The sequence below is a fragment of the Nocardia sp. NPDC019323 genome (assembly GCF_044389845.1).
Taxonomy (GTDB): Bacteria; Actinomycetota; Actinomycetes; order Mycobacteriales; family Mycobacteriaceae; genus Nocardia; species Nocardia implantans.
Genome location: NZ_JBIRYN010000005.1, coordinates 557,083 through 570,358, shown reverse-complemented (window position 1 = coordinate 570,358; position 13,276 = coordinate 557,083). Strand labels below are relative to the sequence as shown.

12 protein-coding genes are annotated in these 13,276 nt (G+C 69.6%); 5 read left to right on the top strand and 7 right to left on the bottom strand.

From position 1 onward, the window contains the following. Positions 1 to 67: 67 nt before the first annotated feature. Genes ACH49X_RS22005 through ACH49X_RS21995 form a run of 3 tightly spaced genes read right to left on the bottom strand, consistent with a single transcriptional unit; the run spans position 68 to position 3,349 of the window. The gene (locus tag ACH49X_RS22005) at positions 68 to 1,039 is read right to left on the bottom strand and encodes an NAD-dependent epimerase/dehydratase family protein (RefSeq protein ID WP_357104786.1); all 972 of its coding nucleotides are present in this window, start codon (positions 1,037 to 1,039) and stop codon (positions 68 to 70) included. An 8-nt stretch (positions 1,040 to 1,047) separates the two neighbouring features. After that, complete coding sequence (locus ACH49X_RS22000) at positions 1,048 to 2,340, bottom strand: glycosyltransferase (protein ID WP_357104789.1); 1,293 nt, start codon at positions 2,338 to 2,340, stop codon at positions 1,048 to 1,050. A gap of 31 nt (positions 2,341 to 2,371) precedes the next feature. Beyond that, entirely contained in the window at positions 2,372 to 3,349 is a 978-nt protein-coding gene (locus ACH49X_RS21995; RefSeq protein WP_195081077.1) for a glycosyltransferase, read from the bottom strand. 158 nt (positions 3,350 to 3,507) lie between these two features. Here ACH49X_RS21995 and ACH49X_RS21990 point away from each other — a divergent pair, with 158 nt between their 5' ends. The 4 genes from ACH49X_RS21990 to ACH49X_RS21975 all read left to right on the top strand — a co-directional run bounded on the left by ACH49X_RS21990 (position 3,508) and on the right by ACH49X_RS21975 (position 7,655). Further along, positions 3,508 to 4,899, top strand: coding sequence for an aldehyde dehydrogenase family protein (locus ACH49X_RS21990; protein ID WP_357104795.1), 1,392 nt, complete (start codon positions 3,508 to 3,510; stop codon positions 4,897 to 4,899). 75 nt (positions 4,900 to 4,974) lie between these two features. Next, positions 4,975 to 5,874: a polysaccharide pyruvyl transferase family protein gene (locus ACH49X_RS21985; protein WP_324722411.1), complete on the top strand. Its 900-nt coding sequence runs from the start codon at positions 4,975 to 4,977 to the stop codon at positions 5,872 to 5,874. After that, positions 5,871 to 6,755 (top strand): glycosyltransferase, encoded by an 885-nt coding sequence (locus ACH49X_RS21980; RefSeq protein ID WP_323124284.1) that lies wholly within the window; start codon positions 5,871 to 5,873, stop codon positions 6,753 to 6,755. The genes ACH49X_RS21985 and ACH49X_RS21980 overlap by 4 nt, the downstream gene beginning before the upstream one ends. A 3-nt stretch (positions 6,756 to 6,758) precedes the next feature. Further along, positions 6,759 to 7,655 carry a glycosyltransferase family 2 protein gene (locus ACH49X_RS21975; protein WP_195081079.1) on the top strand — a complete coding sequence of 299 codons (897 nt, stop codon included), beginning with the start codon at positions 6,759 to 6,761 and terminating at the stop codon, positions 7,653 to 7,655. Positions 7,656 to 7,690: 35 nt separating this feature from the next. Here the strand turns inward: ACH49X_RS21975 and ACH49X_RS21970 are convergent, their stop codons facing one another. The 3 genes from ACH49X_RS21970 to ACH49X_RS21960 form a co-directional block, all read right to left on the bottom strand. After that, positions 7,691 to 8,668 (bottom strand): acyl-ACP desaturase, encoded by a 978-nt coding sequence (locus tag ACH49X_RS21970; protein ID WP_357206236.1) that lies wholly within the window; start codon positions 8,666 to 8,668, stop codon positions 7,691 to 7,693. A gap of 117 nt (positions 8,669 to 8,785) precedes the next feature. Further along, positions 8,786 to 9,565 (bottom strand): sigma 54 modulation/S30EA ribosomal C-terminal domain-containing protein, encoded by a 780-nt coding sequence (locus ACH49X_RS21965; protein ID WP_357104802.1) that lies wholly within the window; start codon positions 9,563 to 9,565, stop codon positions 8,786 to 8,788. A gap of 254 nt (positions 9,566 to 9,819) precedes the next feature. Then, positions 9,820 to 10,560: a hypothetical protein gene (locus ACH49X_RS21960; protein ID WP_357206217.1), complete on the bottom strand. Its 741-nt coding sequence runs from the start codon at positions 10,558 to 10,560 to the stop codon at positions 9,820 to 9,822. A gap of 571 nt (positions 10,561 to 11,131) precedes the next feature. Here ACH49X_RS21960 and ACH49X_RS21955 point away from each other — a divergent pair. After that, on the top strand, positions 11,132 to 11,731 hold the full coding sequence (locus tag ACH49X_RS21955) for an SLATT domain-containing protein (protein WP_195081082.1): 600 nt from the start codon (positions 11,132 to 11,134) through the stop codon (positions 11,729 to 11,731). A gap of 102 nt (positions 11,732 to 11,833) precedes the next feature. Here ACH49X_RS21955 and ACH49X_RS21950 read toward each other — a convergent pair whose 3' ends face one another. Continuing rightward, entirely contained in the window at positions 11,834 to 13,123 is a 1,290-nt protein-coding gene (locus tag ACH49X_RS21950) for an aromatic acid/H+ symport family MFS transporter (protein ID WP_357206215.1), read from the bottom strand. Between the last annotated feature and the right edge of the window lie 153 nt (positions 13,124 to 13,276).

Genomic DNA, 13,276 nt, shown 5'->3' with positions numbered 1-13,276 from the left:
CGCTGGCATACAAGGGGGGCGCTACCCGCTGAAGTCACGACTAAACCGCTTCGCCGTCCGGCCCCGGTCAGCGCACGGATTCTTCGGCCGGCTCGGTTGTTCGACCGGCGAACCAATCGATCGTGCGCCGCAGGCCCTCCTCCCTGTCGACCAACGGCCACCAGCCCAACGCACGCCGGGCCAGCGAGATGTCCGGGCAGCGCCGCTGCGGATCATCGATGGCGCCGTCGACATACGTCACGATGGAACGGCTGCCGATCGCCGCCCGGATCTCCTCGGCGAGGCGGCGCACGGAGATCTCGTGCGGATTGCCGATGTTGACCGGGCCCGGATGGTCGGTCGAGGCCAGCGCGAGCAGGCCGCGCACCGTGTCGTCGACATAGCACAGTGAGCGGGTCTGCTCGCCGGTGCCCGCGACGGTGAGCGGCGCGTCCGACAACGCCTGGGCGATGAAGGTGGGCACCATCCGGCCGTCGTCGGTACGCATGCGGGGGCCGTAGGTGTTGAAGATCCGGGCGATTCCCGTATTCACCCCGCGTTCCCGGCGGAAGGCCATCGTGAAAGCCTCGGCGTACCGCTTCGCCTCGTCGTAGACGCTGCGCGGGCCGACCGGATTGACGTGACCCCAGTAATGCTCGGGCTGCGGGTGGACAGCGGGGTCGCCGTAGACCTCACTCGTCGACGCGAGCACGAAACGAGCCCGATTCCGCTCGGCCGCGTCGATGGCGTTGGCGGTGCCGAGAGCGCCCGCCCGCAATGTCTCGATCGGCAGGCGCAGGTAGTCCGGCGGCGATGCGGCCGAGGCGAGATGGAAGACGACGTCGAAAACGCCCATCGCGGGCAATGGCTCGGTGACATCGTGCTGAACGAGTTCGAATCCGGGGCGGTCCAGCAGCCGGGCGACATTGTCCGGTGTGGACGTGGCGAAGTTGTCGAGCGCGACCACCGTGGTGCCCGCGTCGAGCAACTGCTCGCACAGGTGTGATCCGACGAATCCGCAGCCGCCGGTGACCAACGCACGTTCGCGGGGTTCGGACATGACGCCGCCTATCCTTGACCGCTCGCGCGCACACCGTGGTCAGTCGACGGCGCCTCGGGAGGAAGCTCCGCGACGTCGACCGCACCGCCATCGGTGGGCCCGCTCCCGCGGCGGGCGCCGGATGCGATCACCCGGTGGTAGGCGTGGAGGGTCTCCGTGGCGATCCGGTCCCATGAATAACGCGCTTCGACGCGTTCGCGCCCGGCGCGGCCGCAGCGCTCCCTGAGCCCGGGCGTGGTCAGCAGATCGCCTACCGCGTCGGCCAGTTCCGCCGGCTCGCGCGCAGGGACCAACCTGCCGGTCACACCGTCGACGACGGTATCGATGAGACCACCCACCGCGGTGGCCACCACGGGAATGCCGCATGCCATCGCTTCCAGCGGCGTCATCCCGAACGGTTCGTACCACGGTGTGCACACCGCGACGTCCGCCGATCTCAGCAGCGGAGCTATCCGGGTCCGCGGCACCCGCCCCAGCATGTGCAACCGGTCGCGCACGCCCAGCTCCTCCGCCAGCGTCAGCAGCCGCTTGCCCTCCGGGTCGTCGGCGAGTTCGGCGTCGTCCGGGCCGCCGACCAGCACCAGCTCGGTGTCGCGCAGGCTGGTGAGCGCGGTGATCGCGGTGTCGAAACCTTTTCGCGGCACCAATCTTCCGACGCTGATCATCCGGTGCTCGGCCGACTTCGGTTCCGCCGGTCCGTCGGGTGTGAACTGCGCGAGATCCACGCCGCACGGGATCACCGAGGTCCTGGACCGGGGCACGCCGAACCTGGCGAGTTCGAACACCTCGTCGGTGCAGGTGGCGATGATGCGGTCGGTTTGTTCGGCGATCAGCCGCTCCAGGCGCACCCGGTCGGCCGGACTGGTGTCGTCGGCGCCTTGGTGGCGGCGCTTCACCACGCCCAGCGCGTGAAATGTCTGGACCACGGGAACGCCGGTGGGGCGTGCCCCCGACAAGGCCGCGAGCCCGGACATCCAGAAATGCGCGTGCACCACATCCGGCCGGACGTCGCGCCACTGCTCGCGCAGGAAGACACCGAATTCGACCATATGCGGCAGCAACTCGTCCTTCGGCAGCACACGAGCGGGACCGGCCGGAACGTGAACCACGCGGTAACCCTGTTCGGCGGTGACCGTGTCCGGCGCGTCGGCGTCCTCCCTGCGCGTGTAGACGGTGACCTCGTGCCCCTGCCCGCACAGGGCCGCGGACAGCTCGGCGACATGCACGTTCTGCCCGCCGGCATCGACCCCGCCCAGCACGGCGAGCGGGCTGGCGTGTTCGGACACCATCGCGATCTTCATGACTCCGCCTTCTCTCTCCGGGACACTGCCTTCATTCGGTGACCTCGGCGAGCAGGGCATCCCACCGGCGCAGGAAGACCCCGAGGCCGTAGTGCTCCAGCGCGAACTGCCGTCCCGACTTGCCCGCGAGCGCCGCGAGATCGGGTTCGTGGAGGAATTCGTGGAACTTCGCGGTGAGCGCCGCGACGTCGGTGGAGATCGCACCGGCTTCCGGCGGCACGGCCATGACGGCCTCGGTGGTGGCGATGGCCACCACCGGCATGGCCAAGTGCATGGCTTCCAGCAGGGACAATCCGAGCGAGGTCCAGCGCGCGGTGTGCAGATACACCCTCCTGCGCGCCATTTCCGGATGCAACGCCGACTGCCGCAGATCCCCGACGCCGCGGATCGGGTGGCCGGTGGATCTGTCGGCCGTGTAATCGGCCGCGCCGATGCCGTACAGGTCGATCGGTCCCGCCATCGCGAAGTCCGGCAGCAGATCGCTTCCGGTGATCCGCCCGCGCCGCGTCGGTTCGTTGATCAGCGCCACGCCATGGGGCAGTTCACCGGTGTAGAGCGCGCCGGGGTCGACGATTCCGTGCGGCACCACCCGGGTGGGCGCGCGTCCGTTGTCCCACATCAAGTTATTGAAGTGGGTGACGTGCACGAGCGGGATGTCGGCGCGATCGGACAGGGGATGGCTGGTGGTGGCCGCGCTGGGACGCGGGGCGTTGTGCTCGACGTAGACGGCGGGAATATCGGCCCCGGGGCGACGACCGAGCCAGCGTCCGGTGAGATCGATTTCCTCCGGGCGCTGCAGCACGACCACGTCCGGCTCGGTTTCGCGCAAGCGATCCGCGGGCACTTCCGCCGCCGAAGGCCAGTCGCGACCGCACCGTCCACGGCCCCACGGTCCGCCGCCTGCCAGCACGGGCAGCAGATAACGGTGCCGCCCTTGGACGAACGACGTCGTCCATGAGCCGTGCACGTGCCACAGCAGCACCGTGAGCCGCTCGGTCTTTTCGGCCATGCCGGTAGCTCTTGCCTATTACCGCCGGATCAAACCTGGTCGGCGCGGCACGGCAGCAACCTCTCAGCTATCGAGCCTGGTGAACGTGCCGTGCGGCGATATCGACACGGCTGTGGCACGACCGGTTTGAACCGCGGAAGCCAGGCAATGGCCGCGACATGAGCGCACCCAACGCTGCCCCGTCCGCCACCGGACTCCGCGCGACCGAAACGATCGAGATCGTCGATCCCGCCAGCGGAGCCGCCGTCGGCAAGGTGCCGATGACTGATCTCGCGCAGATCGATCGGCAAGTGGGTATGGCAAATCGCGCGCAATCCGCGTGGGCGCGTACTCCGGCGGCCGAGCGGGCCGCCGCCGTCCGTGCCGGCGCCGCTCTGCTGCGCGAGCGCGCCGACGAGTTGGCCGAACTCAACCGGCTCGAAACCGGACGTCCGCGGTCGGAGAGCAAGGAGGGGGTGCTGGCGGGTGCCGCGACGCTGGAGCAATATGCCGAACTGGGACCGCTGCACCGAGGCAGAAGCCTGCAGGGGGCTTTCGAAGCGACCGATCTCATGGTGTGGGAACCGCGCGGCGTCGTCGTCGCCCTGACACCGTGGAACGATCCCGTTGCGGTGTCCTGCGGTTTGCTCGGCGCGGCACTGGTCACCGGAAACACCGTCGTGTACAAGCCGAGCGAACGCGCGCCGCATACCGGAGGTCTGCTCGGTGAGTTGCTGGCCGGCACGCTTCCCGAGGGCGTTCTGCAGACGGTGCAAGGCGACGGAAGGGTGGGCGCGCTGCTGGCCGCGCGGCTGGATGTGGACGTCGTCGCGCATGTCGGCAGCACGGCCACGGGACGGTCGATCGCGCGGAGCGTGGCGAACACGGGCGCGAAGGCACTGCTGGAGAACGGCGGCAACGACGCGCTCGTGGTCGACGCCGGAGTGGATCCCGTCTGGGCGGCCGGGCAGGCGGCCCTCGGCGCGTTCGCGAACTCCGGTCAGATCTGCGTGTCGGTCGAGCGGATCTTCGTACACCGGGACGTCGCGGAATCATTCCTGGCGGCCTTGGTGGCCGAGGCCGAGTCGTGGAAGCCGGCCCCGCTGGTCGACCGGCGCCACCGCGAGCAGGTCCACGCGCAGGTCCGCGACGCGGTCGAGCACGGCGCCGAGCTGTTGACCGGCGGCGTGCTGCCGGACGGCGCCGGTGCGCACTATCCGGCCACCGTGCTGACACAGTGCGATCCGGCCATGCGGATCATGCGGGAGGAAACCTTCGGTCCGGTCGCGCCGGTGCGAGTGGTGGACACGTTCGAGCACGGCATCGAGGAGGCCGCCACCGACGACTACGGTCTCGCGGCCACCGTGTTGACGCCTTCGATGGCCCATGCCCAGCTCGCGTGGCGGGAACTGCCGGTGGGCACGGTGAAGATCAACTCCGTCTTCGGCGGCGCGCCCGGCGGAGCGGCGCACCCGCGGCGCGCCAGCGGATCCGGCTTCGGCTACGGGCCGGAATTGCTGGACGAGATGACCCAGACGAAGGTCGTGCACCTGCGCGCGGCCCCGAGCTAGGCCACCGGCCCGCGATGTGCGAAGTTCGCGGTCACCGAACCAAGACACGGCTGATTGACCTGGGGTGCGGCGGGTATGGGCACAGACATGCGGGTACTTGTCACCGGGTGGCCCAGCTTCCTGCACGGGGAAGCGACGGCCGGGGACGTGTTGAGCATGAGCCGAGTGTGTGACGCTCTGGCCTCCGCCGCGATCCCGCACGACACGGCGTGGAGCCCGGGGTTTCGTTCCGACGCGATGCATCTGGACGACGCGGACTCCGGACGCTATTCGCACCTCGTTTTCGTCTGCGGGCCCGCGCACGGTGAGCAGGTCCGGTTCCTGCACGAGCGGTACGCGAACTGCAGGCGCATCGCGGTGGGCGTCTCCATCCTCGATCCGGCCGATGCCGCGGTCACCGGGTTCCACCGCATCTTGCCGCGCGACAGTCCGTCCGTGGCGCGACCGGACATCGCGGTCGGGGCGTCCACGGTGAGCGTCCCGGTGGTGGGTGTCGTCTTCGCCCCGGGCCAAGCCGAATACGGCATGGCCCGCAGGCACCGCTCGGTGCATCGCGCGCTGCTGCGGTGGCTGCGCGAACTCGACTGCGCGCGACTGCCGCTCGACACCAGATTGACCTCCGACGACTGGCGGCTGTGCCGCACGCCCGACCAGCTCGCGTCGGTGTTCGCTCGCCTGGACGCGGTGATCACCACGCGGCTGCACGGCATGGTGCTGGGACTGCGCGCCGGTATCCCGGTGCTGGCGGTGGATCCCGTCGCGGGCGGCGGAAAAGTCACCGCGCAGGCGAAGGCGCTGGACTGGCCCGCGCTGGTCGGCGCCGAGCAGACCGCCGACACAGGCGCGTTCGATCAGTGGTGGCGCTGGTGCCTGGCGCCCGCGGGGCGCGAACGGGCGCGGCGGCGGGAGTTCCCCGTCGCCGACACCCTCACCAGCGACCTGCTCGAGGAACTGCTCGCGGGACGGCCGGCGTGAGCGCGCCGGCGGTGGCGAAGACCACCGTCGTCATCGCCACCCGCAATCGCGCCGCCGAACTGTGCCGAACCTTGACCGAACTGCGCGCACTGCGCCCGGCACCCGCGATCGTGGTGCTGGACAACGCTTCGGTCGACGACACGGCCGACGTGGCGGAGGCGTTCCCCGGGGTGCGCGTTGTCCGGCTGCCCCGCAATCTCGGCGCCGCGGCGCGCAACCTCGGCGTCGCGCTGGCCCGGACGCCCTACGTCGCGTTCAGCGACGACGACTCGTGGTGGGCCGAGGACGCGCTCGGGGAAGCCGAGCGGGTGCTGGACGCCCATCCACGGCTGGGCCTGGTCGCGGGACGCACGCTCGTCGGCGCCGACCACCGTGACGATCCGGTCAACGAACTGATGGCGACCAGCCCGCTCGGGCATCCCCCCGGGCTGCCGGGCCCGTTGGTTCTCGGCTTTCTCGCCTGCGCGGCGATCGTGCGCAAAGACGCGTATCTACAGGCGTCCGGGTTCAGCCCGCTCCTGCATTTCGGCGCCGAAGAACGGTTGCTGTCACTCGACATGGCGGCGTGCGGCTGGGACCTCTGTTACGTGGCGCGGGTGCGCGCCCATCACCACCCCTCGGCGCGGCGGCCGCCGCAGGCGTGGCGCAGACGGGCCGAACAGCGCAACAACGCGTTGATCGCCTGGATGCGCAGGCCGCTGCGGCGGTGCGCGGCCGAGTCCGCGAGCCTGCTGTGCCGGACGGTGCGCGACCCGGGAACGGTGCTGGCGTTCGCCGGGATCGTGCGCCGCCTGCCCAGGGCGCTGGCGCAGCGGCGCAGGCTGCCGCCGGAGATCGAGCGCAGGGCCAGAACTCTGGAACTCGCCCACGGAAGGAAGTGACGGATGCCAACGGAACGGATGACGGTCGTCATCATCACCCGCAACCGGCGCGAGCAACTGCTGCACACCCTCGCCCACATGACCGCGCTCGCCGACGCGGCCCCGATCATCCTTGTCGACAACGATTCCACCGACGGAACGGCCGACGCGGTCGCCGCGGCGTTCCCTTCCGTGCAGCTCATCCGCTCGGCGGACAACCTGGGCGCGGTGGCCAGGAACATCGCGGTCGAGCGGGTGGTCACGCCGTACGTGGCGTTCTGCGACGACGACACCCGCTGGCAGCCGGGCGCGTTGACCCGCGCGGCCGATCTACTCGACCGGTATCCGGGCCTCGGCTCGGTGACGGGACGCTGCCTGGTCGCCCCCGACCTCCGCGAAGACCCGATCACGCCGGAACTGCGCTACTCGCCGGTCGCCGGGCCCGACTGGCTGCCAGGCCCCGCCCTGCTCGGCGTGATGGCGGCGCTGTCCGCCTTCCGGGTCAGCGCGTTCCGTCAGGTCGGCGGGTTCTCCCGGCGCCTGTGGTTCGGTGGGGAAGAGGAACTGCTCGCGCTCGACCTCGCGGCGTACGGCTGGTGGATGTGCTGGGTGGAGGACATCGTGATCCACCACGAGCCGTCCACCACCCGGGACCCGACCCATCGTCGCCGCCTCGGCATCCGGAACACGCTGTGGACGCTGTGGTTGCGCCGCCCGGCCCGCAGCGCCGCGCGGCGGACCGCCGTGGTGCTCAGATCGGCCCCGGCCGACCTGACGACCGCGGCGGCCGTTCTCGACACGCTGCGCGGGATGCCGTGGGTGCTGCGCGAACGAAAAGTCCTGCCGCCGCGAGTGGAGGCGGGGCTCGTTCTGCTGGAAGAATCCCAGCGCCATTCCGCCGCGCGGCGCTATGTGGGCTGACGCCCGTTTCGCCGGCCAGGATCCCTCCGGTGCCACTATCCCGCCACGGTGCCGACACCCCGGCGCGCTTCCCGCGCGAGGGCGCGGTCGCGTTGTTCCTCGAACCGGGGAATGCGCACGTGCTCGAGGTCGTCCAGGAAGGCGGCGAGTCGTTCCCTGGCTTGCTCGCCGCGCGGACCGAAGTCGTCGCGCTCGAATACGTTCCACTGCCGGATGACCGGTTGCAGCACTTCTTCCGAATGCTGGCGCAGATCGTAGATGCCGTGTTTGGCCATGAGGACGCCGTTGCGCCGGAAGTTGGGCATGCCGGTGCCGGGCATCCGGAAATTGCGCACGATCAGGTCGATCGCTTCGATGGCCTGATCGGGCACCAGATCCAGGGCGGCGGCGCACATGCCGCGGTAGAAGATCATGTGCAGGTTCTCGTCGGCGGCGATGCGTTGCAGCATGCGGTCGGCGACCGGATCGTCGCAGACGGCCGCCGTGTTGCGATGGCTGATGCGGGTCGCCAACTCTTGAAAGGACACGTAAGCCACCGAGAACAGGAATCCGCCGTCACCGGAGGTGTCCGTGCGCTGCATCGGCGCGGCGAAACCGTGGGACATGTGCGCCATACGGTCGTTCTCCAAGGCGACCGGGTCGACAGCCCGGGTGACGACGAGGTAGTCGCGCAGGACGATGCTGTGGCGGGCCTCCTCGGCGGTCCATCGTCCCACCCACGAGCCCCACGCGCCGTCTCGGGAGAAGTTCGCGCTGATCTCGCGGTGATAGGAGGGAAGATTGTCCTCGGTGAGCAGATTCGTGATCAAAGCCGCCTTCGCCACCTCCGACAGTCGCGATTGGCTCGGCTCCCAATCGATTCCGCCCAGCATCGCGAAGTTGTGTCCCGCGTCCCACGGCACGTAGTCGTGGGGATGCCACTCCTTGACCATGGACAGGTGCCGGTCCAACGCGGCGCCCGCGAATTGTTCCAGTTCGGTGAGAATCTCCAGCTGTGTCAGATCACGCGCCAACGTCGTGTCCGCCTTTCTTTTGCGCATGGTTCGGAAGGAGAGGTGATCGATAACGGCTCGGTCCGGGCGTGACCGGCGACGACCGGTGCCGGACGGGCAGCGCCGGGGAGTGCGGTTTCAGGCGGTGACGGTGTCGATGCGGTCGGCGGGTGCGACGAGCGTCAGGCCGCCGTCGTAGCGGCGATACATCAGACGGCCGCGTCCCGACGCCGAGTCGGTGTAGAACAGCGACGGCAAGCCGTATTCGCATACCCGTGCCACGGCTCGGGTTTCGGTCAGCTCCGGGGCCGGGCGGGGATTGATGGTGACCAGTCCGGGAGTGCCCGCGATCCAGGGCGGGGTATGAACGCTGTGCTGGCGCGCCATCCGCAGCCCGAACGGCCCTGCGCGGTGGACGACGGCGTCCTCTCCGGTCTCGGCATCGGTGAACAGATGCGCGTCGTAATCCATCGCGTCCATGATCGCCGCCGCCGCGGGCAACCCGCAGGTCATCAGCGCGACGACCTTGCGGCGGACCAGTTCGCCCGGACCGGGGGCGTCCAGCGGCCGACGACCCGGATCCGGCCACGGACGCGGCTCCCACGTCTTCTGCAACGCCTTGATCTGCCGTTCCAACCGCACCAGCGTCGGCAACGCGTCACCACGGCGTCGCGCCAGTGTCTGGATGCGTGCCGGCGTGCCGCCGACGGACAGATTCACCTGGACGACCATCGGGCCGTCGTCGTGATCGGGCCCCGTGATCCGCAGGCGGGCGCTGCCCGCGGCAGGGAAGCGCGACAGCAGACGGCACACGGTGCCGGCGAAGCGCTCCCGCTCGAGTGCGGGCACCCGGCCCGCGGCGAACACGGCGACTTCCGGGAACGACGTCGACGACCACGCCTCCGACACCAGCGACATCCCATCCTCCACTGCTCTCGCCCCACCGACTCACCTGGCACGACTGTGCCCGCGGCGCGCGGCGTGGCCGTAGGGCCGAAAGTCCGCTGCGCCGGTTACTTTCCGCACCGGAGAGTCCCTCGGTGTCCGGTAGTTCAGCGCGGATCGCCCGGCGACCGCGGCCGGTCACGGTGTGCCGCCGCAGGGGGTGCGGCGCTGGTCCTACCCCGGATCGGCGGGGAGTCAGCGGAGCGCGTGGTGGCGTGCCGGCCCGCTCACTCGACGCGCCCGGCCGGTTCGCCGGAACGCGCACCGGCGAGTCGCGGCAGCCGCAGTGAGGTGGCCGGACGGTTGTATGCCCATTGGGCGACGGCGACGACGGCCGAGCCCAGCGAGGTGACCCCGGCGAGCAGGGGCCAGTGGGTGAGTCCCGCGGTGTTGTAGGAGACCTGCCGCACCCCCGGCGCGATCAGGCTGCCGTTGCCGAACGCCCAGCTGGTCACCATGCCGACCTGCCCGCCGAAGTCCGAGGAGCGCGCGAGCATGGCGCGCAGCTCGGGAGCCTTGCTGTTGACGTAGAGCACGGTGAGCGCGACCAGCGCCGCGGTCGTCACCGCGCACGCCGTCGCCGCGCGCGCCAGGATCTCGGTGCGCAGCCGGAGATTCACCGCCACCACGCAGACGGTCATGACGATCGCGCCCGCGGACAGCAGCGCCAGGGCGCCGCTGATCCGCGCGGTGGGCGGTTGCGTCGCCGACCAGACGTTGAGATACGAGGTGGTCGCGGTGATCCGGCCGAAGGCATTCGCACTGGCTCTGCCGTCGGCGCCCGCCGCCATGAGCCACGGCTGGAACAGCAGGATCAGCGTGACGAGGCTGCCTGCCGCGGCGCCGAGATAGCCCCGGTGGCCGTGCAGCGCGTGCCGGGATGCGCGCGATGCGCCGAGCCGTCCCGGCGTCGCGTCCGGTACTCGCTCGAGCCGAGAGTCCTTCGCTGACCAGGGAGTTGGCTGCACGTCGCTCCGAAATCGAGGATCGGTTCGCTGCGGAACCGAGGCGGACATGGCGATCCCCGGCTGCGGTCGTCCTCGGGCACGGTGCTCAGCAGGGTTCTCCGACACTAGGAGCTGCGCAATGGCCGGAAAATGATTGCGATCAACGGGATTCTGAATCCTCCGAGTAAAGCGGTTACCGACGAGGTCGCGACGACGTACCCGCGGTCGGACGGGAGTGACCGACTCATCGGAGGGTAGGGCCGGTCGCACAATTCCATCGGTGCCGTCGGAAGTCTCTTCGGTCCCGGCGCTGGTTGTGACCGACGCCTTGCCGTGGGACGCGAGCTGCCCGAATCCGTTACTAAGTCGCAACTTTCGTGCAATCCACCGCGTCCGCACCCTTGGGCACGGCGCGACCGGACCCGGTCCGCGACTGGGCGCTGTCTCGAAATGTGTTGTAGTGCAAGCTGAATCGAACAGCATCGATAAGAACTACGCCCGCGTCATCGTCGAGGTCCGCGGCACCGTTCGGCCCGACCGGCAAACGGGCGAAAGGTGATTCGGGAGCGCCAGGGGAGATACAGTACGGGCCGTGACAGAGCACCGATCGCCCCTCGGCGGGGATCGCTCGCAGGACCTCGGAGTGCCGCGTTCGCTGGACCTCCGCTCCGCCGATTGGTCGAGTTCCGATGAGACCCTTGCCCGGCTGTTCCAACGCGTCGAGGCGTATGCCATGGACGCACGCGAGTGGTATTCGCGGGACGGTCTGACGAAGCGGCGGGCCAGCCTAGCCCTCACCGCGGCGCTGATCGTGCTCGGCCTACTCGGAATCCTGGTGCCGCTGCTGACCACCGCGGGCGTCGACGCCATCAACCCGAGCTGGGGATACATCCTGCTCGCCTGCGCCGCAGGAAGCCTGGCATGCGACCGGCTCTTCGGCGTGTCCACCGCGTGGATGCGCGACCTCCGCAGCGCCCAGTCGATCAACGCGATGCTGTGCGACTTCCAGCTCGAGTGGGCTTCCGTCTCGCGCGCGCCCGCGAACTCGAACGGAGAGATCGACCGCAGGATGGGCCTGCTGCGGGACTTCTCCTACCGGGTCAACGAGGTGATCGCCCATGAAACCGACAGCTGGACCGGGCAATTGCAGCTGTCGGCGCACCCGCGGATGAGCAGACTCGACCGAAGGTGACGCCGGGCGGCGCGTGGAGAAACTCCGGCAGGCGATGGGGGCGCCAGGCCCGCGGCGGAGCGGACCTGGCGCTTCATCGGCACGTCGCCGGCCACGGGAGGATCAGGACGCCAGGTCCACGGTTCGGGGCGCGGCTGGAGCGACACGATCGGGTGCCGGCTCGGTAAGCGGACGCGCGCGCACCAGACCGACCATCACCGCCGCGATGAGAGCGGCGAGCGCGAACACCGCGAAACCCCAGTTCGACACCTGGTGGGAGACCAGGATGCCACCCAGCCATGGGCCGAAGACGGCTCCGGTGCGGCCGACGCCCGCGACCCAGCCGAGCGCGGTCGCCCGGACGCTGGGCGGGTAGTAGGTGCCCACGCTGGCGTAGATCAGAGTCTGCGCGCTGAACAGGAAACCGCCCGTGAGGAATACGTTGACGTAGGTGACGACCAGCGGCATGTGGACCGCGAGCAGTCCGATGCCGACACAGGTGATCGCGAACCAGATGACGGTGACCCGGCGCGGCCCGAACAGATCGGCCAGGCGTCCGGCGACCAGCATGCCGACGATGCCGCCGATATTGATCACGAGCAGGAAGCTGATGGCCGACCCGAGGTTGTAGCCGTGGCCGCGCATCATGGTCGGCAGCCAGGTGTTCACGCCGTACACCAGCAGCAGGCCGCCGAACGACGCGATCCAGAACAAAGCCGTCGTTCCCCGCAGCGCCGGGGTGAACAGCGCGGTGACTTTCGCGCGCCGCTGCTGTGAGCCTGCTTCCGGTGCGAACGCCGCCAACGAGACGCCGAACCTGTTCGCGATCGCCTCGGCCTTCTGCTGTTTGCCCGAGGCCAGCAGGTAGGTCAGCGATTCCGGCAACAGGAACAGGATGGCGGGCAGTGCGATCACCACCGGCGCCGCGCCGAACCAGTAGACCGAGCGCCAGCCGAGGGATTCCACGATCGTCATCGCCACGGCGCCCGCGATCGCGCCGCCTGCCTGATGGGCCGTCATCAGCACGGTGACGCTGAGGTTCTTGCGATGCGCGGGAGCGTATTCCATGACCAGCGCGATGGCGGTCGGCAGCAGGCCGCCGAGGCCGATGCCGGCGAAGAAGCGGGCCGCGCCGAAGATCTCGACGTTGGGCGCCGCGCCGCAGACGGCCGCGGCGACGGTGAAGATCAGCACGCCGGCGGCGATGATCTTGCGGCGGCCGACGCGGTCGGTGATCAGGCCCGAACCCAGGGCGCCCAGCAGCATGCCGAAGGTGTTGAGGCTGCCGATGTCGCCCGCGATGGCGGGTGTGAGGCCGAAGCTTTCGTCCTTGAGGACACCGGGCAGCGTGGCGCCGTAGACGAACAGATCCAGGCCGTCCAGCAGGACGAGAAACCAGCAGAGCGTCGTCACGCGGATCGACAGTCGGCCGCCGGCGGAAGCCGCGCGGCCGTTCGGTTCAGTCGAGGACAACATCGTCCCTTTCATCCATGGGGTACTTCATGTGACGCACGCTACAACGTTGGAGATGTCGCGCACAATATTGCTGAAGAAATTGTTAACAAT